At 55.0% G+C, this 23,032-nt stretch carries 27 protein-coding genes; 14 read left to right on the forward strand and 13 right to left on the reverse strand.

The genetic code is table 11. The features are described 5' to 3' along the window. Positions 1–23: 23 nt before the first annotated feature. Positions 24–1,757, reverse strand: coding sequence for an alpha-amylase family glycosyl hydrolase (locus ACTUJZ_RS09975; protein WP_463636161.1), 1,734 nt, complete (start codon positions 1,755–1,757; stop codon positions 24–26). Between the two features lie 266 nt (positions 1,758–2,023). Here ACTUJZ_RS09975 and ACTUJZ_RS09980 point away from each other — a divergent pair, with 266 nt between their 5' ends. The 3 genes from ACTUJZ_RS09980 to arsB are packed head-to-tail and all read left to right on the forward strand — an operon-like array spanning position 2,024 to position 3,864. Further along, positions 2,024–2,356, forward strand: coding sequence for a metalloregulator ArsR/SmtB family transcription factor (locus ACTUJZ_RS09980; protein WP_463636162.1), 333 nt, complete (start codon positions 2,024–2,026; stop codon positions 2,354–2,356). Positions 2,357–2,368: 12 nt separating this feature from the next. After that, the gene (locus ACTUJZ_RS09985; RefSeq protein WP_463636163.1) at positions 2,369–2,836 is read left to right on the forward strand and encodes an arsenate reductase ArsC; all 468 of its coding nucleotides are present in this window, start codon (positions 2,369–2,371) and stop codon (positions 2,834–2,836) included. Between the two features lie 14 nt (positions 2,837–2,850). Next, complete coding sequence (gene arsB, locus ACTUJZ_RS09990) at positions 2,851–3,864, forward strand: ACR3 family arsenite efflux transporter (RefSeq protein ID WP_463636164.1); 1,014 nt, start codon at positions 2,851–2,853, stop codon at positions 3,862–3,864. Between the two features lie 248 nt (positions 3,865–4,112). Here the strand turns inward: arsB and gpmA are convergent, their stop codons facing one another. Beyond that, positions 4,113–4,859, reverse strand: coding sequence for a 2,3-diphosphoglycerate-dependent phosphoglycerate mutase (gene gpmA, locus ACTUJZ_RS09995; RefSeq protein WP_463636165.1), 747 nt, complete (start codon positions 4,857–4,859; stop codon positions 4,113–4,115). Between the two features lie 185 nt (positions 4,860–5,044). On the opposite strand from gpmA, the gene ACTUJZ_RS10000 reads away from it, so the two are divergent. Beyond that, the gene (locus ACTUJZ_RS10000) at positions 5,045–5,269 is read left to right on the forward strand and encodes a hypothetical protein (protein WP_463636166.1); all 225 of its coding nucleotides are present in this window, start codon (positions 5,045–5,047) and stop codon (positions 5,267–5,269) included. A 30-nt stretch (positions 5,270–5,299) separates the two neighbouring features. Here the strand turns inward: ACTUJZ_RS10000 and ACTUJZ_RS10005 are convergent, their stop codons facing one another. After that, a complete protein-coding gene (locus ACTUJZ_RS10005; RefSeq protein WP_463636167.1) occupies positions 5,300–6,340 on the reverse strand; it encodes an alpha/beta fold hydrolase in 1,041 nt (346 codons plus the stop codon). Between the two features lie 161 nt (positions 6,341–6,501). On the opposite strand from ACTUJZ_RS10005, the gene ACTUJZ_RS10010 reads away from it, so the two are divergent. Next, a complete protein-coding gene (locus tag ACTUJZ_RS10010) occupies positions 6,502–7,122 on the forward strand; it encodes a flavin reductase family protein (protein ID WP_463636168.1) in 621 nt (206 codons plus the stop codon). A 23-nt stretch (positions 7,123–7,145) separates the two neighbouring features. Here the strand turns inward: ACTUJZ_RS10010 and ACTUJZ_RS10015 are convergent, their stop codons facing one another. Next, complete coding sequence (locus tag ACTUJZ_RS10015; protein ID WP_463636169.1) at positions 7,146–7,622, reverse strand: DUF2721 domain-containing protein; 477 nt, start codon at positions 7,620–7,622, stop codon at positions 7,146–7,148. A 321-nt stretch (positions 7,623–7,943) separates the two neighbouring features. Here ACTUJZ_RS10015 and ACTUJZ_RS10020 point away from each other — a divergent pair, with 321 nt between their 5' ends. Both ACTUJZ_RS10020 and ACTUJZ_RS10025 read left to right on the forward strand, forming a co-directional pair. Further along, the gene (locus ACTUJZ_RS10020; protein WP_463636170.1) at positions 7,944–9,236 is read left to right on the forward strand and encodes an NAD(P)/FAD-dependent oxidoreductase; all 1,293 of its coding nucleotides are present in this window, start codon (positions 7,944–7,946) and stop codon (positions 9,234–9,236) included. Positions 9,237–9,323: 87 nt separating this feature from the next. After that, positions 9,324–9,752, forward strand: coding sequence for a hypothetical protein (locus ACTUJZ_RS10025; protein WP_463636171.1), 429 nt, complete (start codon positions 9,324–9,326; stop codon positions 9,750–9,752). A 47-nt stretch (positions 9,753–9,799) separates the two neighbouring features. Here the strand turns inward: ACTUJZ_RS10025 and ACTUJZ_RS10030 are convergent, their stop codons facing one another. After that, complete coding sequence (locus ACTUJZ_RS10030; protein WP_463636172.1) at positions 9,800–10,303, reverse strand: GNAT family N-acetyltransferase; 504 nt, start codon at positions 10,301–10,303, stop codon at positions 9,800–9,802. Positions 10,304–10,723: 420 nt separating this feature from the next. Here ACTUJZ_RS10030 and ACTUJZ_RS10035 point away from each other — a divergent pair, with 420 nt between their 5' ends. After that, positions 10,724–12,031 carry a sensor domain-containing phosphodiesterase gene (locus tag ACTUJZ_RS10035; protein ID WP_463636173.1) on the forward strand — a complete coding sequence of 436 codons (1,308 nt, stop codon included), beginning with the start codon at positions 10,724–10,726 and terminating at the stop codon, positions 12,029–12,031. Here ACTUJZ_RS10035 and ACTUJZ_RS10040 read toward each other — a convergent pair. The 3 genes from ACTUJZ_RS10040 to ACTUJZ_RS10050 form a co-directional block, all read right to left on the reverse strand. Next, the gene (locus ACTUJZ_RS10040) at positions 12,016–13,206 is read right to left on the reverse strand and encodes an MFS transporter (protein ID WP_463636174.1); all 1,191 of its coding nucleotides are present in this window, start codon (positions 13,204–13,206) and stop codon (positions 12,016–12,018) included. The two genes, ACTUJZ_RS10035 and ACTUJZ_RS10040, sit on opposite strands and share 16 nt — an antisense overlap. A gap of 176 nt (positions 13,207–13,382) precedes the next feature. Further along, positions 13,383–13,931 (reverse strand): BON domain-containing protein, encoded by a 549-nt coding sequence (locus tag ACTUJZ_RS10045; protein WP_463636175.1) that lies wholly within the window; start codon positions 13,929–13,931, stop codon positions 13,383–13,385. A 188-nt stretch (positions 13,932–14,119) separates the two neighbouring features. Further along, the gene (locus ACTUJZ_RS10050) at positions 14,120–14,536 is read right to left on the reverse strand and encodes a VOC family protein (RefSeq protein ID WP_463636176.1); all 417 of its coding nucleotides are present in this window, start codon (positions 14,534–14,536) and stop codon (positions 14,120–14,122) included. 157 nt (positions 14,537–14,693) lie between these two features. On the opposite strand from ACTUJZ_RS10050, the gene ACTUJZ_RS10055 reads away from it, so the two are divergent. The 3 genes from ACTUJZ_RS10055 (at position 14,694) to ACTUJZ_RS10065 (ending at position 16,883) form a co-directional block, all read left to right on the forward strand. Further along, positions 14,694–14,864 (forward strand): hypothetical protein, encoded by a 171-nt coding sequence (locus ACTUJZ_RS10055; protein ID WP_463636177.1) that lies wholly within the window; start codon positions 14,694–14,696, stop codon positions 14,862–14,864. A 3-nt stretch (positions 14,865–14,867) separates the two neighbouring features. Further along, positions 14,868–15,632, forward strand: a complete 765-nt coding sequence (locus tag ACTUJZ_RS10060) for a TSUP family transporter (protein WP_463636178.1) — start codon at positions 14,868–14,870, stop codon at positions 15,630–15,632. 156 nt (positions 15,633–15,788) lie between these two features. Continuing rightward, positions 15,789–16,883: a methyl-accepting chemotaxis protein gene (locus ACTUJZ_RS10065; protein ID WP_463636179.1), complete on the forward strand. Its 1,095-nt coding sequence runs from the start codon at positions 15,789–15,791 to the stop codon at positions 16,881–16,883. An 84-nt stretch (positions 16,884–16,967) separates the two neighbouring features. On the opposite strand, the gene ACTUJZ_RS10070 is transcribed toward ACTUJZ_RS10065, so the two are convergent. The 4 genes from ACTUJZ_RS10070 to ACTUJZ_RS10085 all read right to left on the reverse strand — a co-directional run bounded on the left by ACTUJZ_RS10070 (position 16,968) and on the right by ACTUJZ_RS10085 (position 20,555). Next, the gene (locus ACTUJZ_RS10070) at positions 16,968–17,699 is read right to left on the reverse strand and encodes a glucosaminidase domain-containing protein (protein WP_463636180.1); all 732 of its coding nucleotides are present in this window, start codon (positions 17,697–17,699) and stop codon (positions 16,968–16,970) included. 257 nt (positions 17,700–17,956) lie between these two features. Next, positions 17,957–19,303 (reverse strand): ABC transporter permease, encoded by a 1,347-nt coding sequence (locus ACTUJZ_RS10075; protein ID WP_463636181.1) that lies wholly within the window; start codon positions 19,301–19,303, stop codon positions 17,957–17,959. A 1-nt stretch (position 19,304) separates the two neighbouring features. Further along, complete coding sequence (locus ACTUJZ_RS10080; RefSeq protein ID WP_463636182.1) at positions 19,305–20,003, reverse strand: ABC transporter ATP-binding protein; 699 nt, start codon at positions 20,001–20,003, stop codon at positions 19,305–19,307. A 258-nt stretch (positions 20,004–20,261) separates the two neighbouring features. Further along, complete coding sequence (locus ACTUJZ_RS10085; protein WP_463636183.1) at positions 20,262–20,555, reverse strand: YebG family protein; 294 nt, start codon at positions 20,553–20,555, stop codon at positions 20,262–20,264. A 90-nt stretch (positions 20,556–20,645) separates the two neighbouring features. On the opposite strand from ACTUJZ_RS10085, the gene ACTUJZ_RS10090 reads away from it, so the two are divergent. From ACTUJZ_RS10090 to ACTUJZ_RS10100, 3 genes are read left to right on the forward strand one after another with little or no spacing between them, the layout of a single operon-like run. Further along, positions 20,646–21,062, forward strand: coding sequence for a S24 family peptidase (locus ACTUJZ_RS10090; protein ID WP_463636184.1), 417 nt, complete (start codon positions 20,646–20,648; stop codon positions 21,060–21,062). After that, entirely contained in the window at positions 21,050–22,321 is a 1,272-nt protein-coding gene (locus ACTUJZ_RS10095) for a Y-family DNA polymerase (RefSeq protein WP_463636185.1), read from the forward strand. The genes ACTUJZ_RS10090 and ACTUJZ_RS10095 overlap by 13 nt, the downstream gene beginning before the upstream one ends. A gap of 16 nt (positions 22,322–22,337) precedes the next feature. Continuing rightward, a complete protein-coding gene (locus ACTUJZ_RS10100; RefSeq protein ID WP_463636186.1) occupies positions 22,338–22,844 on the forward strand; it encodes an HAD family hydrolase in 507 nt (168 codons plus the stop codon). On the opposite strand, the gene ACTUJZ_RS10105 is transcribed toward ACTUJZ_RS10100, so the two are convergent. Next, a complete protein-coding gene (locus ACTUJZ_RS10105; RefSeq protein WP_463636187.1) occupies positions 22,841–23,002 on the reverse strand; it encodes a hypothetical protein in 162 nt (53 codons plus the stop codon). The genes ACTUJZ_RS10100 and ACTUJZ_RS10105 overlap by 4 nt on opposite strands. Between the last annotated feature and the right edge of the window lie 30 nt (positions 23,003–23,032).

The following is a 23,032-nucleotide window of genomic DNA, read 5'->3' on the forward strand; positions in this document are numbered from 1 at the left end:
AAGCATAAAACTTATTCAGCCGATTAACCAGCACCAAAAATGAAGATGCTGTAAGGCTCCAGAGTGACCCGGCCCTCGTCGGGGGTGATCTCCGTGGGCTGGCCCTGCTGCCAGGCAAACAGGCACTGGGGCTGGGATGGCAGGCCGTGTAGCTGATACTCAGTCACCTGCTGATTGGCCAGGCACAGATACACCCACACTGGCTGATCATCGGCTTCGTTGCGCCGCACATAGCCAAGCACCTTATGCTGCGGGTCACGATGCACCACCTCGGTCAGTGCGCCGGTCAGCCCGGCACTGGTGTGTTGCTGGTTGGTACGCAGCGCAATCAGCCGGCGAAAGCCTTCCACATAATGCGTGAACTCGTCTTTGCGTTCCCAGTCCAGGTCATGTTCGTCATCAAACCAGCCATGCTGTTTAAATTCCTGGCCCTGAAACAGCATCGGTATACCACAGCTGGTCATCACCAGCGCAGCAGCCAGCATGCCTTTGTGGTGCGCAAAAAAGTCCTCATCCACATTGCCCGGGGCCACTTCTTCCACCACCCGGGCCCGGCCATTGGCCACCTCATCATGGGATTCGGTATAAATCACCCGTGAAAACGGCCGGCCGCTGTAGGTATGAAGCACCGCCTGTTCCACCGGCTCCAGCGCCACCGTATTATCATCACCGGCGGTCAGGGTCTGGCGTACCGGGTGCACAAAACCGGCATCCCACTGGGCGGTGTAGCCGCAGCCGTCAGGCAGTGCATCGGTAATAAAGTGATGACTGTGCAGGTCTTCGGCCAGGGTGAGCTTATTGGCACACTGGCTGTGAATGTGTTCGTTGAGCTGGCGAATCAGGGTATAGGCTTCTTCGATATCATCGCTGCCATCGTCCACCCCGGACACACTGCGCATATAGGGCACCATATCCATGCGCAGCCCGTCGAGACGGTATTCGTTAAGCCACATCAGAGCATTGTCGATAAAATACTGACGCACTTCAGGCCGGCCATAATCCGGGCGGGTGTCGCCCCAGGGAGTGGCGCTGCGATAGTCATTGTAAAAATAGATACCGCCTTTGTTGTTTTCATGCCAGCCATCAAACTGCCACATATCCAGATCGCTGGGGCCTAAGTGGTTATATACCACATCCAAAATCACACTCATGCCGCGCTGATGGGCGGCATCCACCAGTTGTTTGAGCCCTTCCGGGCCGCCATAGGCGGTTTCCACCGCAAACGGGTAGGCCGGGTTGTACCCCCAGCTGGTATCGCCAGCAAATTCATTCACCGGCATCAGCTCGATACAGGTGATCCCCATATCGTGCAGTTCATCCAGCTTGTCGATGGCGGTGGCGAAGGTGCCGGCGGTGTCGGCATCCGGTTTGGCAAAAGTGCCGATATGCAGCTCGTAAATCACCTGCTGGTGGATGGGCGCTGGCACAAAGTCATGGCTTTGCCAGTCATGATCATCATCGTAGATGATGCTGTTGCCATCGCTGTGGGTCAGCAAGCGGGCGCGCGGGTCATTTTTTTGCTGCTTGTTGCCATGGTAATCCTCCATGGCAAACTGATATTGCTGGCCGTTGCGGGCGTCCGGGCAATCGCACCACCAGATACCATCTTCGGTCTGCTGCATGGGATGAGCGCTATCCGACCAGTCGTTAAACTCGCCCACCACCGCCATTGACTGCGCATGCGGCGCCCATACCGCAAATTGATACCCTTGTTCGGCCAAAGGCCACACGCCCAGATGTCCGTGAAAACCCGACATGGTTGTTCTCCACATGCAAAGTGGCTGTCCATTACAGCCATTAAATATTACTGAGCAAAGCCAGTGCCAGCCTGCTAAACCTTACTCTGCGCCAGCTGGAGCGCTTGCGAGCCATACTGACAGGTACTTTTTACAGGGTTGCGTGCACGCATTGTCAGGTGTTCAGTCTGAAGTTTAGGCGATAATACGTACGCTAAGCACTGGACACCCACAGCATTATCATATACGGTATTTCACATATCTGAAATTTCATATCTGAGGTGAGTGTGACGCCCTTATCGTTTTACAAATGTCTGGCCGACGACACCCGGCTACATATACTGCTGCTGTTAAGCGAGCACACCAGCTTGTGTGTGTGCGATCTGATTGATGCGCTGCGGTTAAGCCAGCCTAAAATTTCCCGCCATCTGGCGGATCTACGCAAATGCGCGCTGGTTACCGGCGAGCGGCGCGGCAAGTGGGTGCACTATCAACTGCATCCGGCGCTCCCCGCCTGGTGCTTAACTGTTTTAAATACCACCACGGAGCACAATCCGGCCTACCTGCAGGCAGCCCGCGATAATCTGGCTGCTGCCAGCGCGCCGGCCTGTTCGTCTTAAAAAGAGCCCATCATGAATATTTTATTTATCTGTACCCATAACCGCTGCCGCAGCATTTTAAGCGAAGCCATTGTTAATCAGCTGGCCGGGCCGGATGTACAGGCCAAAAGTGCCGGCAGCCAGCCAGCCGGGCAAGTTCATCCACAAACTCTGGCCTATCTGGAGCGCGCCGGCTATGCCACAGATGGGCTGAGCAGTCAGTCATGGGATGAGTTTGAACAGTATCCGGCCGATGTGGTGATTACCGTGTGCGATGCCGCTGCCGGCGAAGCCTGTCCGCTGTATCTTTCGCGTAGCTTAAAACTGCACTGGGGCCTGCCCGATCCGTCCAAGCTAACCGATCCGAAGGCGCAGGCTGAAGCCTTTAACCAGGTCATTGCCACCATCGAACAGCGTGCTCACGCGCTCAAAACTATCGCCCGCGCCAACCTCCAGGGTGATGCGTTGCGGGTGGCCTTAAACAAACTTGGCGCACGCTAAGCAAAGGAGTCAATATGGGATTTTTTGAACGCTACCTGTCGGTATGGGTGGCTTTATGTATTGTGGTGGGCGTGGCTGCCGGCAGCGTGATGCCGCAGGTCTTTGCCCAGGTTGCCGCGCTGGAAGTGGCTCATGTCAATCTGGTCGTCGCGGTGCTGATTTGGCTGATGATTTATCCCATCATGATCCAGGTAGATTTTAGTGCACTGAAGGATGTGGGTAAAAAGCCCAAAGGCCTGGCACTGACCTTAGTGATTAACTGGCTGATCAAACCGTTTTCCATGGCCTTGTTGGGCTGGCTGTTTTTTAAAGGCCTGTTTGCCGACTGGGTCGATCCGCAAACCGCCAGCGAATACATCGCCGGTATGATCTTGCTGGGAGTCGCCCCTTGTACTGCCATGGTCTTTGTGTGGAGCCATCTGACCCGCGGCGATGCCAATTACACCCTGCTGCAGGTATCGGTTAATGATGTCATCATGATTATTGCCTTTGCCCCGCTGGCTGGTCTGCTGTTAGGGGTATCGGACATTACTGTGCCCTGGGATACCCTGATGCTGTCAGTGGTGTTGTATGTGCTATTGCCGTTGGTGGCCGGAGTGATCACCCGCGCCCGTTTGCAGCGCCACGGCGAAGCTGCCATTAGTGGGTGGGTGGAGCGGCTTAAGCCCTTGTCGATCGTCGGCCTGCTTGCCACCCTGATACTGTTGTTTGGCTTTCAGGCCACCACGATTTTGGCCAAGCCACAAAGCATTGTGCTGATTGCCATCCCGCTGCTGATTCAGACTTACGGCATCTTTGCCATTGCCTATCTGCTGGCTAAGCAGCTCAACCTGCCGCACAATGTGGCTGCCCCAGCCTGCATGATTGGCACCTCCAACTTTTTTGAGTTGGCTGTGGCCGTGGCGATTTCGTTGTTTGGCCTGCAGTCGGGGGCCGCGCTGGCTACCGTGGTGGGGGTGTTGGTGGAAGTGCCGGTAATGCTATCGCTGGTGTGGTTTGCCAACCGTACCCGGCACTGGTTTGCGTAGGAAAAGCGCGCTTATCGAAGCCAGTTTTTTGTTATGGCCGTAGCCGCTGTGAAACGCCACTGCAATATTCATATCGGCATCCTTGGGTTGAAGAAACTTATCAGCCGATGGGCAATCACCCAGTAGCACCGACCTTGCTGGTTAGGCTCATCCGCGCCCAACAGCGCAATCAGGTTACTGTGACAGGCAGGCATAAAAAAACCGCCGGGGCAGCAGCCGCGACGGTTTTAGTAAAAAGGGGTGTTGGCTTACTTGGATTTACCCTGATTCGCCACCGAGTCCATCATTTTTTTGATTTCATCAGCATCGCCTAAATAATTTTTGGAGATAGGCTTCATGTCTTTGTCCAGCTCGTATACCAAAGGCACACCAGTCGGAATGTTGAGCTCCAGCACTTCTTCTTCGCTCATCCCATCCAGATATTTCACAAGCGCACGTAAACTATTCCCATGGGCTGCAATCACCACGCGCTGGCCATTTTGGATACTCGGGCGGATCACATCATGCCAGTAAGGCAGGACTCGCTCGATGGTCAGTTTCAGGCTTTCTGCACGTGGCAAAATGGCTGGATCGATGTTGTTGTAGCGGCGGTCATGCGCCGGGAAATGCTCGCTGTCAGTGTCCACTGCTGGCGGGGGCACATCAAAGCTGCGGCGCCACATTTTGACCTGATCTTCACCGTGTTTTTCTGCTGTCTCGGCTTTATCCAGGCCGGTCAGCGCGCCATAGTGACGTTCGTTCAAGCGCCAGTGGCGTTCGACCGGCAGATAATGCTGGCCCATTTCTTCCAAAGCCAGGTTTAGCGTCTTAATGGCCCGAAGCAGCACGGAGGTATAGGCCAAATCAAATTCAAAACCTGCTTCCTGTAGCAATTTGCCGGCATTTTTGGCTTGTGCTACACCGGTATCAGTCAAGTCGACATCATGCCACCCGGTAAAACGGTTTTCTAAATTCCATTGGCTTTCACCATGCCGGATAAGTACCAGTTTATACATAAAAAATTACCCTTAAAGGCTAAATATATTGAAGATAAGACGAAAAACACCGGCATCCGCCGGCCTGCCTGCCGCTACAGCGTATCATCTACCAAGCGCTGAGAAAAATCCACCCGGCGGCGCGTTGCCGATATGGCATACATTATGAATACACTGTATACAGGAGCACAGACATTACTGTCTGTGTGGTAGTAATCAATGCGCAGGTTATTGAGCATTATTTCGAGGTGGTTATGTGCTTTAAACATACCTTAAGCAAATCCAAAGTGCGCGAGCCGCATTCCATGGCTGAGCAGGACATTGAGGTGGCCTGCAACGTCAAACACTATCATTATCGGCCGCGCGGCACGCGTACCTCGCCTTTGGTGCGCAAGCCGGTCAAAATCCGCAGTCAGCCGGCACCCCATTAATTGGTGTCGAGTCCAGCGCCAAAGCCAGTCTCAGGGCTGGCTCTTGCGCACTACTGCTTCTAAAAACGGCGCCTTGAAGCGGCTAAAATCTTCGATGTGGGGCAGGTGCCCCAGGCCATCCAGCTCTACCACCTTGATATCCGGATAGGTCTGACTAATACGCTTGCCCAGGGTATCGTAACGGCCAAGCTTGTATTCCACGCCGCGGCGTTTACGGTCCTGACCCGGCGCAGTGCGGTCGCGAGTGCCTACAATCAGGGTGACCGGCATGCTCAGCGCATCAAACTCTTCCACTACCGGCTGGGTAAAAATCATATCATAGGTCAGCGCACTGACCTTGGCCAGAATCGGCCAGTCCGGGCCCTGGGTCCAGCCAATCAGGGGCTCGGCATGCTCAGCGTAGCGGGCGTTCCAGGTGCCGTCGTAATAATGCCGGGTCTGATAGGCGATGATGTCCTCGGGCATCTTTTTCAACTCACTGCGGTAAAACGCATCCGGGTCCTGGTAATGCACATAGTGAAGATAGTTTTCCAGCCCGATGGGATTGACCAGCACCAGGCGCTGGGTATTGCCGGGAAATAACAGTGCAAAGCGGGTGGCCAGCATGCCGCCCATGGAATGGCCCACCACCACCGTGCGGCGAATATTGAGCTTGTCTAACAAGCGCTGGGTATTGTGCGCCAGGTTGGCAAAACTGTACTGATAGTCGGTCGGTTTGGCCGATTTGCCAAAGCCGATTTGATCAGGCATCAACACGCCGTAGCCTTGCTCATGCAGCCAACGCGCAGTTTGCTCCCAATAAGCGCCGTTAAAATTTTTGCCGTGCAGCAGGGTAACTACCGGAAAACCATCACTGGCCGGCAGATACATGTAGGCCATTTGCAAAGTCATGCCCTGGGACTCAAACTCAAATTCTGACACGTCAAACGGGTAGGGCATACCCGTTAGCCTGGCGTCATACTGTAAGTGGGTATAATCACTGGTATCCGGCAACGCGTGTGCGCGCCCGCCATCGGTTAGCGCTGCGACCGCCCACAGCAGCCCCAGCAGTGCGACCATCCTGCCTATCATAATGTGTTCCTTGTGATTGATGTTGCTGCGATTTATACCGTTTGCGGACGCTGCGGTTCAATGCGACAGCGGCCTTTTTATTCTCTACCGATCATAAAGTAAGCTAACCCAAGGACGTCGCCCGGCCGTAGCAAGGCTAAACCGCGACCAAGGAAACCGCCATGCCGGACCAGACCCACTATTACGAACCCAGCCAGGGGCACGGGCTGCCTCACGACCCGTTTAACGCCATTATTGCCCCACGGCCGATTGGCTGGATCTCTAGCCAGGATGCTTCCGGCCAGCTCAATCTGGCACCGTACAGCTTTTTCAACGCCTTTAACTATGTACCGCCTATCATTGGTTTTGCCAGCGTGGGCTATAAAGACAGTGTGCGCAATATTGAACAAACCCGTGAGTTTTGCTGGAACCTGGTCAGCGCACCGCTGATGGACAAGATGAATCAAACCAGCGCCAAGGTGGGCAGCGAGGTGGATGAATTTGCTTTGAGCGAGCTGGCCACTGGCGCCTCACGGGTGGTGCGGGTGCCCCATGTGCAGGCCAGCCCGGTGGTGATGGAGTGCCGGGCTACCCAGATTGTGCAGCTCAACGATCAGGCCAACCAGCCGGTGGACGCCTACATGGTGTTCGGCGAGGTGGTGGGCGTACATATCGACAAGCAGTTTTTAAAAGACGGCGTGTACCAGACTGCCGCCGCGCAGCCGATGTTACGCGGTGGTGGCAGCGGCGATTATTTTACGGTGACTGAGGCTAACAAGCGGGTGATGCTACGGCCGGATTAGCCAGCCGTGGGGCGCCAGCCGGACTACAGCGGCGAGCTGGAACGTAGCTTGCCGGGTTTGTGGATGGTACGCACAATCTTGATAGCTCGTGTGGCCAGCCGCACTTCCACCAAAAACAGCAGCAGAGCGCAGATCAGTAAGAGCATGGCCAGCACAAACAGTACAATGATGGGCATTTTCAGATCCACGATCAGCAGCGACCCGGCGAACAGCAGGCCAATCACCAGGCAGATCATCAGCCCCGAGGCCACGCAAAAACCAATGGCCCAGTTGGCGGCGCGCACACGGCTCCACAACAATAAAATTTCTTGTTTTGAACGTTCCACTAGTTGCGGGTCGGCCAGGGTTTGCACCCGCCGTTCGGCTACCCGCACGCGATCTGAAATGCGCCCCAAACGGCCCGACATCACACTTAAAAAACCGGCTACACCGGTAAGCAAAAACACCGGGGCAACGGCAAATTCGATTAACTGGGACAAACTGGGAATCAGTGTATCCATAACACCATGTCTCCTGTGCGCACATACTAAAAAAAGATGACAGGCCGGGGCTATGCAAGTGTTTCGCCTTTTTGGCAAAAAACAGCGTAAACTAAAGCAACCCTATTTGCCGGCCCGTCTTTTTTCTTAGCATGCGGGCGTCCACGCGGTGCTTCAAGGATCTGATTAGCCCCAGCGCACGTGAACCATTGATACAAAATGCCGACAGGGTGAACGATCCTGCTGGCCCGTGCATAATAAGCGGGCAGGCTGATTTTCCCAGCCATGGCTATTTGTTAGAACGAAGTGGGCATGGCTGGAAAATTTACTGCAGGACTGAACATGAAACGTATCGTGGTGGTAGGCGGTGGCGCCGGTGGACTAGAGCTGGTGACTCGCTTAAGCAAATCGTTAGGCAAAGACAAACAGGCCGAAATTGTGCTGGTGGATAAAGCCCGCACCCATGTCTGGAAACCCCTGTTACACGAGGTGGCCGCCGGGGTCATCGATAAAAGTTCAGATGGCGTCGACTTTCGCATGCACGCGGTCAAACACCATTACCGTTTTGAGCTGGGCGAACTGAGTACCATCGCGCCGCAGGACAAGCATATTGTGCTTAACCCGCTGTTTGACGATAAAGGCGATGAAATTCTGCCGCAGCGCACCTTAGACTATGATTACCTGGTGCTGGCCATGGGCAGTGTCAGCAACGATTTTAATACCCCCGGCGTGCAGCAACATTGTTATGCTCTCGACTCGCTGGATCAGGCCGAAGCCTTTCACCGCGCGCTGTTGAACCAGTTGCTACGTATCAATCAGTCTGCGGTAGATAAAAGCGCGCTGCATGTGGCCATTGTGGGCGCTGGCGCCACCGGCACCGAACTGGCCGCGCAGCTGCACCATGTGGCTAACCTGGCCCAGGCCTATGGCATGCCGGATATGTCTTCTGAGCGGCTCAATGTCACCATCGTCGAAGCCGGGCCACGAATTTTACCGGCCCTGCCGGATCGCATCGCCATGTCGGCCAAACAAGCTCTGCAGGATTTGGGCATCACCCTGCGTGAAGGCACCAAAGTGGCCGAGGCCACCGCCCAGGGCCTGGTGACCAGCGATGACGAATTAATCAAAGCAGATTTGATGGTGTGGTCGGCCGGGGTTAAGGCGCCGGACTTTTTAACCGCTATGGGCATCTTTGACACCAACAAAGCCAACCAGATAAAGGTCAACGAGCATCTGCAAAGCCTGACCGACGACAGCATTTTTGTGATTGGCGATTGTGCCGGAGTGCAGCAAAAAAACGGTTCCTGGGTGCCGCCGCGCGCGCAGTCGGCGCATCAGATGGCGGATGTGGCCGGGGATAACCTGGTGGCGCTGATCAAAGGCAAAAGTCTGAAAAGCTTTACCTACAAAGATTATGGCTCGCTGGTGCACTTAAGTAAATACAGCACGGTGGGCAGCCTGATGGGCTCCCTGTCCAACAGCAGCATGTTTGTTGAGGGGCGGCTGGCCAAAATGGTGTATGTGTCGTTGTACAACAACCACCAGTTTGCCGTTCACGGTTGGGGCAAAGGGCTTATGACGCTGTTTGGGCGCAAGGTCAGCAACATCATGCGGCCCAAATTCAAACTGCATTAAGATTAAAAAGTGTGACCCATCTGCCCGGGTGGTACAAATTTCGCACAGCCTAGATTGCCTAATATCTCAACAATGAGGAGACTGGTAATGCGAACGGCAAACAACCCCCCTGCTATTGTGATGAAAGCGTTCACCTGGGCTTATGAAGAATTGGGACTAAGTAGTTGTGAAGCTTCACAACTTTTAGGTATCAGTGAAACTGCGCTACGCCAAACTGCGCTGGTTGGCTTTGAAGGCGACTCGCCCGAAAGCGAAATCCAGGTCGCGTTTATTCGTATGTACCATTTACTGTATACCATGTCAGATGGTGACACAGATTTAATGATTGACTGGTTTACCCGCCACAATCCGCATCTGGGCGTGGTGCCCAAAGAAGCCTGCCACAATCTGGCTGGCATCAGTTATATCAGCGATTATTTGCAAAGTGAACAAGCCCAACAACCCCTGACCGACTTATCGGTACTCATGTCGTTGCGTCAGGGTGATCATCAGGAGACAGTCGCAGTAGCACGGTAAATTTGGCAGGTGCAAAGGATTTGCCCGCGCCTACTCAAATTGGCGGGTTAATCAGGATAAAAGGCTTTAGGATAGGTCACAGCACCTTGCGGTGGCGCCCCTACAAAACTCTGACTCAAAAAATACCCTGCCGGGATCCCCGCATAGGTCAGGCGCCGAGCCTGGGCAAAGCCAAACCGGGTATAGTAGGCCGGGTCGCCCACCACCACACAGCCCTGCGCGCCGTTTTCGCGTAATTGTTGCAATGTACTTTCCACCAGGCGGCTGCCCCCTCCTAACGACTGAAAAGCCGGTAACACAGACACCGGGCCGATGGCATACCAGGATTTTGCCTGGCCGTTAATTTTGACCGCGCTCACCGCAATATGGCCAATCAGCTGGCCGTCCTGCTCGGCGACCCGTGACAAATATAGCTGACCCTGTTCGCGCAGTGTATCTACAATTTGATGTTCTTGATGGTTGGTATGTTCAGCCTGGCTGAATGCCTGTTGAATCACCGCACGAATCGTCGCGATATCCGCGGCGCGTTCGGAGCGAATCGTCAAAATCATGAGGCAAATATCCTTATGTAAAACAGCGATACCGACATAGTGCGGCGTCGAAGGACTATGCCAGAATCGCACCAAGTCGCCGGCGCCCGATGGTGGGCCTGATTTACGCTATACCGCGACTGCGGCAGGGGCTACACAGGTTGTATAAAACGCGAAAAGTTGTTGCTGATAACCGACAGGCAAAAAAAAAGCCAGGGTTGGAGAGCCCTGGCCAATATTGGAATACACATGGTTACTGAACTGGTTGAGATGGGATACCAACTCAGTGAGGAAGAGTATAGACACTGAACACAAAAGATTACACTAGGCGAATTTATATTCAGGTATGGGCAGCGATACATAACAGGCTGGTTAAATTTGATACACCAACAAGAGATGGCATGAGTGTGCCCTGCCAACCAATAAGGAACCTGGAGCCCGATGCAAATGGAGTCGCAGACCCGACCGGTGGCGCTGCCCGGTGCAGCTAACCCGCTTGAGGTACAACCTGGCTACACCGACCCGGCCGATATACAAAGCCTGGCCGATCTGGATAAATTACTGGACGCTATTCGCCAGTATCTGGACATGGATGTGGCGTTTACCGCGCGTTTTATGGCCGGCCGGCGCCGTGTCGAGCGAGTCTCGCTGGGGCCGGGAGCCGCCACGCCCCATCCGCTGACCCCAGCATCTAGCGATCCGCTGGATGACACCTTTTGTGGCAAAATCGTGGCCGGCCAGTTAGATGCGCTGACCCGGAATTGTCGCCAGCACCCGCTGGCCCGCCAACTGCGGGTGACCGATCAATACAAAATCGGTGCTTATATCGGTGTACCGATTGTGCTGGCCAGCGGCCAGGTGTATGGCACCCTGTGTTGTTTTGACCATCAGCCCAATCCCACGCTCACTGAGAAAGACGTGGAACTATTGCACAGAGTGGCAGGCTACATCGGCAACGTGGTGGGCCGCCTTTATGCCCGCCAGCAGGCCAATGAACATTTGCTGGCCGCCGTCACAGCGGTGCTGGAGCAGCGCCAGCTTAACGTGGTGTTTCAACCGGTATATTGCCGCGAAGCCGGTGGCTTTGCCTATTGCGAAGCCCTGGCCCGGTTTACCCCGCAGCCTTACCGGCCACCTAATGAATGGCTGCACGACGCCGCTGTGGTGGGCCTGGAGCTACAGGTGGAACAGGCAATCGTCAGCCAGGTAGTGCAGCGTATTGAGCAGGCGCAGCGCATCGGCCACCAGCTGGTGGTGGCCATCAATGCCAGCCCGCGGCTGATTGTCAGTGGTTTATTGCCCCAGCTGCTGACCGATGTCGCGCCCCACCAGGTGCGTATCGAGCTGACCGAACATGAACAAATTGAAAATTATCAGCAATTCCGGCAATGCCTGCGTCCGCTCAGCCAGCGCGGCTTCAAAATTTGCATTGATGATGTGGGCGCCGGATTTGCCAGTCTTAAGCATATTCTGGAGTTGGAGCCGGATGTGATTAAGCTGGACCTGAGCCTGGCCCATAATATTCATCATGATCGCAAACGCCAGGCGCTGATCACCGGGTTACTGGCCTTTGCCAGCAGTTTTGCCTGCCAGGTGGTGGCTGAAGGGGTGGAAACCGCCGCAGAATACCGGGCATTGCGCGAATTGGGCGTACGCTGGTTTCAGGGCTGGTATTTTGCCCGGCCGTTAGAATTTGACCAACTATTGAGCGCCGAGCCGCCGGCGTGTGCAAATTATTCTGCCGGATGACGGGCACGCCAAAAGCTTAGCCACAGCAGTATAGCCATCATCAGCATCAAACTGGCCGCCAGCCAAAACGGCAGCCGTTCGTCGATGCCATAAAGCCAGGCGGAGGCCGGCGGCCCCATGGTATAGCCCATGGCCGGCGAGGCGGTTAGCATCCCGGTTACCCGGCTTTGCCGTGCTGGCGCGCAGCGCATAGTGGCCACCGCCGCCAGCGACGGATAGGCCGCGCCCATGCCCAGCCCCAACAAGCCCATCGCCACGTATATGTGCAGGAGCTGTTGCTGGCTGGCCATCACCGCATACGCCAGCGCCAGCAGGGGCAGGGCGATGCGAATCAAAGCGGTAGCCGACAACAGTTGGCGCTGCACAACCCCAAACTGCACCAGCAAGGCGCCGGCCGCGCTGATCATCATGGCTGTACCGGTTAACTGAGCAGCGGTTACCGTGTCGTGACCGCCCACATCCATCAAAAAGAAACTTAAACTTTGTTGCATCAGCGCCATGCATACAAACAAGCTGACACAGCCGGCGACCAGCAAACGAACCTGAGCTCTGGCCGGCCCCGGTGTGACCGCCGACGGTGCGCTGACAGCGGTACTGGTCGCCGGGGGGGGAGGCAGCTTCCAGGCCACCAGCGCGATGGCCAGCAGTGTAAGCACCAGCACACTGTACAATGGCACCAACAGGCCGAATACCACCAACACACCGGCCAGCGGCGGCCCCAGGACCTGGCCTAAATTATTGGCCGAGGTGACTTTACTGATGGCTGCGGCGCGGGTGGCTGGCGTACTAATAGCCACCACATAGCCGACAGCGGCGGGTGGGGTGGCGGACATGATGGTGGATTGCAGGGCGCGGGCGACTAACAACGCCATCAGCAGCGCACTGCCGGTGATCGCGCCGGACAAACCGGCCCAGCCAATGGAAGCAAACACAAAGGTGCCAGCGGTGTAACCGCTTAATCCCAATAGCAACAGGCGGCGAAAGCCAACGCGGCCCGACACCCGACTCCAGCTATTGGCGCCGATGGCAAACACCAGCGCTGAGCTGGACATCAGAATGGCTACATCCAGCTCACTTAATCCGGCCTCGCGGCCTAGCGATGGCAGCACGGTTAAAAACACACTCTGGCCCACAGCGGTGGCCAGCAAGGCACAAAATAAAATCAGGTAGGTCATATCGCCTTATCGGTTGGCCCGGGCAAGAGGAAAAAGCAGCGCAGTATAGCATGACGTCGAAGTGGCTTAAAAAGGCTCACCAGTAATCGCACAACCTAAAAGCCCCAAAAAAAGCTCCCGCCAGTGGCGGGAGAAATCAGAGGTATAGTTCAGGCCGTGGAGGCCTGGAGGGGAGATTAACTGTCAATTGACAGTTCACTTTTGACGCTACCAACGTCAGCCGTGTTCGTTGCAATTGCCACTGCCTGTTCTGCCTCACTGGCCGAGCGCACCAGTCCGCGTAAAATGACACGGCGCTCACTCACATCCACCGAAATGTCGCGGTGGCGTAATTCCGCGCTCATCAACAAGCGGGCGCGGATCACAGTGGCAATTTTGGCATCGGTCACATCACCGGTTAACGATGCCCAATCCTGTTCATAGTCGGTGGCAGAGACCACCGATAAGTGGTTATCTACCGCTGTCACACCATCAATCGATGCGGCTAACTCGGACGCCAACTGCTTATCGACGTCGCTGGCAACCTTGCCTGTTAAAATCACAGTGCCATCGGTAACGTCCGTATTGATGTCCAGCGTATTCAGCCGCCCGTGGAACAATAAGATAGCCTCAACTTTGCCGTCTATCCAGGCATCCTGCGCCCGGTCCTGCCATTGGCTGGCTTGTGCATGGCCGGCGAGACATAACAATATCAGGCCGATAAGCAAACGCTGTGTGCGGTCCATGTCGCAGTTACCGTGATAATCGATATGAAAGGTTTTGCCAGATGCGTGCCAGGTAGGTGAAAGCGTGCTAAGTACCTGATTGTAATTGAGTATGATTGATTTCCCAGCATTTGACGCCAGGTCAGTGGGTAAAATTTTCCCGGCCAGTTGTCGGTTATTTCAGACACCGGCCGGACAGCAAACCGGGGTTAGGCAGTGGCCTGCATGCTTTCGCGTGGCCCGCGCAATTCCCATTTGTTGCCGTACAGATCGACAAAATGCGAGGTCATGGCCAGGCCGTCAAATTCCGGGTCGGTCAAAAAGGTGACTCGGGCCTGCTCATATTGCGCATAGGTTTGGGCAAAATTGCTTACCTCAAAAATTCCCACCACGCCATCGCCGGCTTGCTGGCCTACCTGGGCTTGTTCATCGCGGCTCACCGCACGTTTTAAGATGATCGACACCGCTGTGTTGGCCTGCGGCGCCACACTGACCCAGCGTGTCCCATCCGTACGGTACTGATTTTCTAACAAGGTAAAACCGAGCTGGTCCACAAAAAAAGCAATGGCGTCATCCTGGTCATCTACCAGTAAAATAAATGAGTGAAGAGCAATAGCAGCCGACATGGAAAATTCGCACAGTTATTAAGGGAGATCATGATGATAGGCAAGAAGGCTGATCAAGAAGATACAAAATATTACACTTAGGTATAATTTCTTAGCGTAACAAAGCGCCAGCTGGAGGCTACAGTGACATTAGCCCCGTCTTTGAAGGAGTATAATGATGGTCAAATCAATTGTAATGGTATTGCTGCTGCTGGCGACAACCTGGGCGATACTACGCGGCTGGTTGCTGGCAGCCGCTGCACTGGTCACACTGGCGCTGGTGTTCAATATCATCAGCTGGTTGCAGTTAAGCAAAGTGTTTGCCGGGCCCACCTACCGACAACCCTGACCCATGCCTAGCCTGGTTGAGCTGCTTACGGTAAACGGCCAGCTTAGCCTGGTGGTGGTGGGGCTGCTGAGCGCCACTGCATTTGCCACAGCCATGCTCACCGCCATGGTCGGCGTCGGTGGCGGAGTAGTGTTGTTAGCCGTGATGGCATCCTGCCTGCCCCCGGTGGCGCTGATCCCGGTGCACGGACTGGTGCAGTGTGGCGCCAATGCCAATCGTGCTTTGTTAACCTGGCGCCACATCGATTGGCGCTTGCTAGGCTGGTTTGCCGGCGGTGCGGTGGGTGGTGCAGCCCTGGCCAGCCAGATTGTCATCCAGCTTCCGCTGCACTGGCTACAAATCTCGGTGGCCGGCTTTATGTTATGGCTGGTGTGGGGCCCGCAATGGCGCATGGCAGGATTGCCGACCTGGGGGCACAGCCTGATGGGCGCGCTCACTACCTTCATCTCCATGTTTGTAGGCGCCACCGGCCCGTTGGTGGCAGCATTTATTCACAAAGCTCACGCCGACAAACTGACCACCACCGCCACCTTTGCCGCCTGCATGAGCAGCCAGCATGTGCTTAAAGGTTGGGTATTCAGTGCGGTGGGTTTTGCCTTTGTCCAGTGGCTACCGTTGATTGCACTGCTGATCATGGCCGGCTTTGCCGGAACCTGGCTGGGCTTACGTGTGTTGTTGCGTATTCCGGCCCGGCTATTTACCCGGCTGTTTTCAGTGGTGGTCACCCTGCTGGCTGTGCGCCTGCTGTATACCGCTCTTAATGGTTGAACAAAAAAACTTCAAGATCTTAGTAGCCCGCGCCGATAACCTTTTTTGTGGGCTATCGCCCGGTAGCTCCGCCGTCCAGGTTGAACTATTGGCCAATAGGTTTTTATTTAAAATATGTCAGTATTAACTGGCATTTGATTAATACAAGAGGCGGTTATGCTCGTCTTCAAGTCATCCTTAGAAGAAAAACAACAAGAGATTGCACGCTTATGTGCAGAAAAAGATGCGCTACATGAAAAAATCTACGCGCTGGAATCGGCCCTGGATGAAGAGCGTGGTAAAACGCAGGCGCTGACCAAACAGCAGCAAAGCGGTGGCGATGCGCTGACTAATGCGTTGCTGGAATCCATGAGCCAGGTAGCGGCAATTCGTGAGACAGTGGCGCATTCTTACCAGCTGATCCAGGAAGAAAGCAGCGCGGTGACCGATATCAACAGCCTGTTTACTACCAGTGCTGCCTCTTTGCAGGGCATTGGCCGGGATATGGAAGCGCTCAACGCGCGCATGGGACAGATGAGTGAGCGCATTGCCGGTTTGTCGGATACCGCCGATAGCATCAACAAGTTTGTTAGCACCATCACCAGCATTTCAGACCAAACCAACTTGCTGGCGCTGAATGCCGCCATCGAAGCCGCGCGTGCCGGCGATGCCGGGCGCGGGTTTAGCGTGGTCGCCGATGAAGTACGGGCGCTGGCTAATGAAACCAACAAGTCTGCCAGTGAAGTGGCCGAACTGGTGCAAGGCATTATTCAATCTACCAAAGCGGCTGTGGGGGCGGTGTCAGAATTGCAGGATAACAATACCAATCTGGCTGGTGGAGTGAGCGAGCTGAACCAGAGCTACGATCAGATGGTGACCTATTGTGGCAGCATGAAAGACACCATTCAGCTGGCGTCGCATCAAACCTTTGTGCAAACCGTGAAGCTGGACCATGTGGCCTTTAAGAGCGAGGTTTACAATGTCATTGGTAAAAAATCATCCCGTCAGCCAGACGAGCTAAGCGATCATCGCTCATGCCGACTAGGCCAGTGGATGCAACAGCAGAACGGCAGCAAACTGGCTCAGTCTGAAGCCTTTGTCCGATTGGATGCGCCTCATGCCAAAGTGCACCTGGCTGGTCGCGAAGCTATCGTGGCTGCCCGCCAGGGTGACCAGGAACAGGTACATCGTCAGTTGCGCGAGATGGAACAAGCCAGCCAGGAAGTGATGTCGCTGTTGGACCGTTTGGTCACCGACCATACGCCACGGTAGGCCAGAATCAGTATGGCCGGCGCTGCGCGCCGGCGGTCGTTCAATCCTCGGTGTAGTGCTGTGCCAGCTGTGGCTGGCACAGCATTATTCCTGATTTAGTTCCTCATCAAATTTGGTCAATTCGTTGTAGCGGATCATCTCGCGCAGCTCTTTGCCGTATTCTTCCCGCCGTTCAGAATAGTTATCCAGACCCCAGGTAAGTTCAAGCCCAGTGATGTCCTTTTCTGCTTCGCGCAATGATTGGCGGGTTTGACGCAAGGGCAAATAGGCCTCGTGGCGATTGATATTGAGCATATAACTTTCTACCGACGCACTGGGTGAGCGAAAATCTGCCACTTCGTGGTTCTGACCAGCGTCGCGACCATCCGGCACGATGCCGCAGCCTTGTTTAAAGCACCACTGGCCAAAAAAGTTATTGCCCTGCTGAGCAAAGCGGGAGGTACCCCAGGCACTTTCGTTGGCCCCCTGTGCCAGTGCCAGTGACGGCGGGATCACATCGACCCGGCGCAACATGGTGGTACAAAAGGCCTCATCAGACAGCTCAGCGGCGTCTACCCGGTAACGCTCGGCTAAAGAGGTCAACTTCGCCTTGGGATCCTCACCGGCACAGGCTTGTTTAACCGTCTCTCGTTGCGCCAGAATATCGGCATTGAGCTCATCGACAATGGGGGCAAAATAATCAAAAAACGCCGCCTTGCGCTCTGGACCAGCCGGATGCTGAGTAAAATCAGGCGGGGCGACCCGGGCAAAAAACGCTTGCCAGATAATGCCCGCTATCACTATTACGGCGACTCCCGCCACAATAAGTTTTTTCATATGTTTTCCTTTTTATCATTATTTACAGAAGCTTATATAAATTGATAAGCAGTTGGCAAATTAAGGAAAGTTTAGCTTAAACCGCGAACATACGATTCTATGGACAAGAAGAGGTGATAAGGTCAGCTCGGTACGCCAACATCTGGCAGGCGCGCCGGCGCGAACAGAACAGACCGGTTCTGTGCCAGGCGGGGTGAAATGTATGCTGGCATCAATGTATATCAGCTGACGTTGATTGGCGTGCTAGCACGCCGCGTCTAGCGTGAACTTAATCCCGCATGAAGTGCCTGACGGTAGGCCACAATAGCTGGCGCCAGGCTTACCAGCCAGGTCGCCAACATTACACAGGCGATGATCACCGCCGAATTGGCGCTGAATAAGCCACCGCTGATAAATAAGCCAAAGCGGCTGCTTAGCAGCTCGCTGCCCAGGCTGAGCAAAGTCATATCAAGGACAAACGCCAGCGCACAGGCAGAGCCACTGATCAATAGCGCCTCGGCCTGCACCAGCCATAATATGGTGCCGGGCCCGGCGCCAATGGCCCGTAATACGGCTATTTCATGTCGGCGTTCACGCATGCTGGCCAGCAACATGGTAATCAGGCCGGTGAGCGACGCCACCAGGATTAACGCCGAGATAGCCAGCAATAAGCGTTCTACCCAGCTCATCATTTGCCATAGCTGCATCAGGGTCATGCCAGGCAGTATGGCTTTGACTGGTGGTTGGGTTTGCTGATTAAGCTGATACTGTAATTGCAATGCAGCTGCCCGGCTGGTCAGGCCTACCAGCATAGCGCTGATTTCATCGGGCAGGTCCGCGCTGGACCCGGCTTCAGACGCAGAGGCATGGTTGGGCTGCTTTTTATGCTCGTGGTTGTGCACAGTGCCAGACTCTTGCGCATGCTCTTGGGTGGGGTTGGAAGGCTGCCTGTCCGCCTGGCGCAGGCTGCGCCTTATCGGGGTACGCGCGGGTGCCTGGTGCATCTGCTCAATGCCGCTTAACGGAACATGCACGGCTTTGTCCACCGACGTGCCGGTGGCGGCCAAAATACCCACCACGGTGAAGGGGTGAGCATCGTGCTGCTGAAAACTGACGTTGCCCAGCCCGTGGCCCAGGGTAATCTGCTCACCTAGCGTGTAGCCCAGTGCGGCGGCCACCTGGCTGCCCAGTACTGCTGACCGGGCATCTTCAAATGGCTGGCCTTGGGCAAAGTTCAAAGCATGCTGCTGGCCGTACCGATAATGATCGAAATACCGGTTATCGGTCCCTACCACGCGAAAGCCCTGATGGCTGTCGCCCAGCGACAATGGAATCAGCCACTCTACCAGCGGATGTTGTTCTAAACGTTGTGCCTGATCGTAATCCACCCCGCTGCTGGCATTGCCAATTCGAAATACAGAATAAAGCAGCAAGTTGATGTCGCCGGTGGGCGCTCCTACAATCAAATCCACGCCGGATACTGTGCGGGTAAAGCTTTGCTTGAGCTGGCTACGCACGGTTTCTACACCCAGTAGCAGGCTGACAGAAATCATAATCGAAAACACGGTGAGTAACACCGAGGCGCGGCGGCTGTTGAGGCTGGCTAACGCAATGCGCATCAACATATCAGCTGGCCTCCGAGCGTGGGTGAGCCTGATTCAGACTGGTCATGCTAACCTGTGCGTCAAAATAATGCGCCAGACTGGTATCGTGGCTGACAAATACCACCGCACTGTTGGCCGCCAGCTCCAGCAACAAGGCCATAAAGGTGTCGCGGGCATCGGCATCCAGTGCTGAGGTAGGTTCATCCACAATCACCAGTTCGGGCTGGTTGATAAGTGCCCGGGCGATGGCGACCCGCTGCTGTTGGCCAACACTTAAGCGGCTGGCGGCGGTTTGTAATACTGTGTCAGGTAACTGCAGGCGGCTAAGCAGCTCGGCGGCCTGCTCGCAGGTCTGGCGGGTCAGGGTGCCGCTAAAATGCGCGGCAGCCAAAATATTGTCGGCCACCGACAGGTACGGAATAAGATTAAACTGCTGAAACACCACACCAATATGGCGGGCACGAAATTTATCTTTAGCCCGCCCGGACAACGCCGAGAAGCGGGTGCCCAGCAACGACACCGAACCGCTGTCCGGTGTCAGTGCGCCAGCCAGCAGATTAAGCAGCGTGCTTTTGCCCGATCCCGAGGCCCCGGCCACAAACATTTTTTGCTGTGGCAATACCTGCCAGTGGGGAATATCCAAAACCGCCGAGGCTTTGGCATGGTAGGCAAACCGGACCTGGTCAAGTTGAATGGCCGCGGGTGACGCTGGGCTTGTCATATCGGTAGGCTATTGATTGTAATGAACAGATGCTCGTTATACCAATAGCCGCTGTGTGATTGCAACTGACTGTGATTGCAACACACAGCCTGCGGCTGCTTATCCGCTACTACTTCATTTGCCACTCGATCTACTACGCCAGCTATAAACCCAGCTACTAATTCGGCGATTAACCGACGGCACTTTATCATCGCCTGGCCCGGCGTGGATTGCACCTGTTTTGCCTGTCTGCTATTCCTCGGTCTGATGCAGGCCAGCTTATTGTTCGTTACCGGCCTTGAGCGTGACAATTTCGGCGCTGCTGTCTTCCAGCACAGTATCCAGCGCAGTGCCTTTGAGCAGCTTGCTAACCTTGTCTTTGTTTTTGGCCAGCAGCACAGACAATTCTTCCATCTGCTCTTCCTCCAGCCGCATTCCCAGGGCTGACATAAAGCCGGCCAGGTTGTCAGCAGTATCCAGCATTTTATCGTATTGATCGGCGGCTTTTTTATCGGTGGTCACAAGTTTCTCAACCCCTTTGTGCGTTACAACATATTGTACGGTAATGGCCATGATGCACTCCGATTTGTAATTTGACTTTAACAAGACGACATTAAATACTGTATATCTAAACAGTAGTAAAAGCAACCTGTGGTCATCAACATGTTAAAAGTCATTCCTGTTCACGCGCAGGCCGGGATCAGCGGTTTTCAGTCGCCCGCTGCCGAGTACCGTGAGCTCAAACTGAATCTGGACGAACTGCTCATCGAGCACCCGTCGGCCACCTTTATCGGCCAGGCCCGGGGCGACTCCATGACTGGCGTAGGTATATTTGACGGCGATCTGCTGATTGTCGATCGCGCTGCCCAGGCTTCCACCCTGGACGTGGTGGTGGCCAATTTAAATGGCAGCTTTGTGTGTAAATTGTTGGATCGCAGCCAGGCGCTGCTGCACTCGCCGGGCACCGCGCAGCCGGCCTACCGGCTTAGAGAGGGGGACGTCTTTGAAGAAGAGGGCATTGTGATCCGCTCTGTACGTCTGCACCGATACGCCAGCCAGCTCAGCCAATGTTTGCGCTAGTCGATGCCAACAGCTTTTATGCGTCGGCCGAAAAGGTGTTCGATCCCAGTATTCGCCAGCGCCCGGTGGTGGTGCTGACCAACAACGATGGCTGCATCTGCGCACTGTGCGACCAGGCCAAGCAAATCGGGGTAAAAAAGTTCGGCCCCTATTATCAGTCCAAGGCCTTGCTGGCCAAGCATAATGCGGTCATCCGCTCATCCAACTATGAGCTCTATGATGATTTGTCGAACAAAATGATGGAGATTATTGGGCGCTTTGCACCTCGCCAGCATGTGTATTCCATCGATGAATGTTTTTTGGACTTTGGCCAGTGGCAACCGCCGCAAGGTTGGTCAGCCTATGCCCGGCAGATCAAAGACCAGGTGATGCAGGAGCTACGGCTGCCGGTGAGTGTGGGCATTGCTGCCACCCCCACTCTGGCCAAAGCCGCCAGTTTTGCCGCCAAACGCCGTCGCAGCGGGCGGGGCGCAGCTTGTTTAGTGGCCCCGGCTGTTGTAGAGCAAGTGCTTAGTCAAATGGCGGTGGACGATGTGTGGGGTGTGGGCAAACGGCTTGCCAAGCGTTTGCAGGCCATGGGGATTAACCATGCACAGGCGCTAGCCGATGCGTCGCCACGCCAGCTGCGCAAGCATTTTTCGGTAGAACTGGAGCGCACTATTCGTGAGCTCAATGGCACGGTGTGTTTTGATTGGGAAACCTTACCGGCGCATAAAAAACAGGTGTTTTCGACCCGCGCGTTTGGCCAGCCGGTGACCGCCCTGGCCGACTTGCGTCAGGCTCTGGCCTGGCATGCTGAACGCTTAGCAGCAAAATTGCGTCATGATGGCCTGGGCGTTACTGGGCTCACCCTGTTTGCTCACGCTAACCCGTTTACCGAACAGCAGCCTTATCACAAAAGTGTGCATCACTCTTTTACCGAGCCTACCAATGACACCTTGCTAATTGCCAGGGCCATCACCGGGCACGCGGATAGCTTGTATAAGGCGGGGGTGAAGTTTCACAAATGTGGAGTGGGCGCGGTATCCGTCGCCACCATGGCCGGCCGCCAGGCCGACCTGTTCAGCCCGCAACAAGCTAACGAAGAATTAATGCGCTGTATGGACCAAATTAACGCCAGATATGGTAAGAATACATTAGGTATTGCAGCAAAAGGCTGTGTAGCCGAAGGACAGCCGGCAGCGTGGGCCATGCGCCGGGCGCATTTGTCACCACGCTTCACCACCCAGTGGAAAGATATTCCCAAGATTAGCTGTTAACCAGGGCGATACAAGCATGATTGATTTTTCTCAGACCGATGGCGTGATATTTGATTTGGATGGCACCCTGGTAGAATCCAGTCTGGATTTTTCGGCTATTCGGGCCTATCTGGGCTGCCCGGATAATGAAGACATACTCACTTTTATCGATCAGTTGCCCGAGGCGCACCAGCGCAGCGAGGCTCAAGAGTATGTGCTTAACCAGGAGCTTACTGATGCGCTAGGGGCGCGCTGGCTAGAAACCGGCCGTGCGCTGGTAGAGGCGTCGCAGGCTGAAGGCGTACCCATGGCGATTGTGACTCGTAATTGTCGCCAGGCCACCTTGCAAAAAGTGCAGAACAACCAGATCCCCATCAGCTACATCGTTACCCGTGAAGATGCCCCGCCCAAACCTGATCCCACCGCCTTGCTGCAGGTGGCCCAAGCCTGGGGCATTACCCCGGCGCGCTGTCTGTACGTGGGCGATTTTGACTACGATCGCATGGCCGCTGAGCGCGCCGGCATGCAGTTTTTATTGGTTTAGGGGATAGGGATGGGCTTGCCCACAGGCGGCCCCTTTGGCACAAGTAATTTTTGAGTTTCTTCTCCGGGAGTAGAATGCGAGGGTAATTTTGCTCCTGCGCTAACTTTATGCGTTTCTTCTAATGAAAGAAGTTTCAACTTATGACTAATTTTATTCACTTACCGTTCCTTCTATATTGATCATCACAG

Source organism: Alteromonas sp. WD8-37, assembly GCF_055326825.1.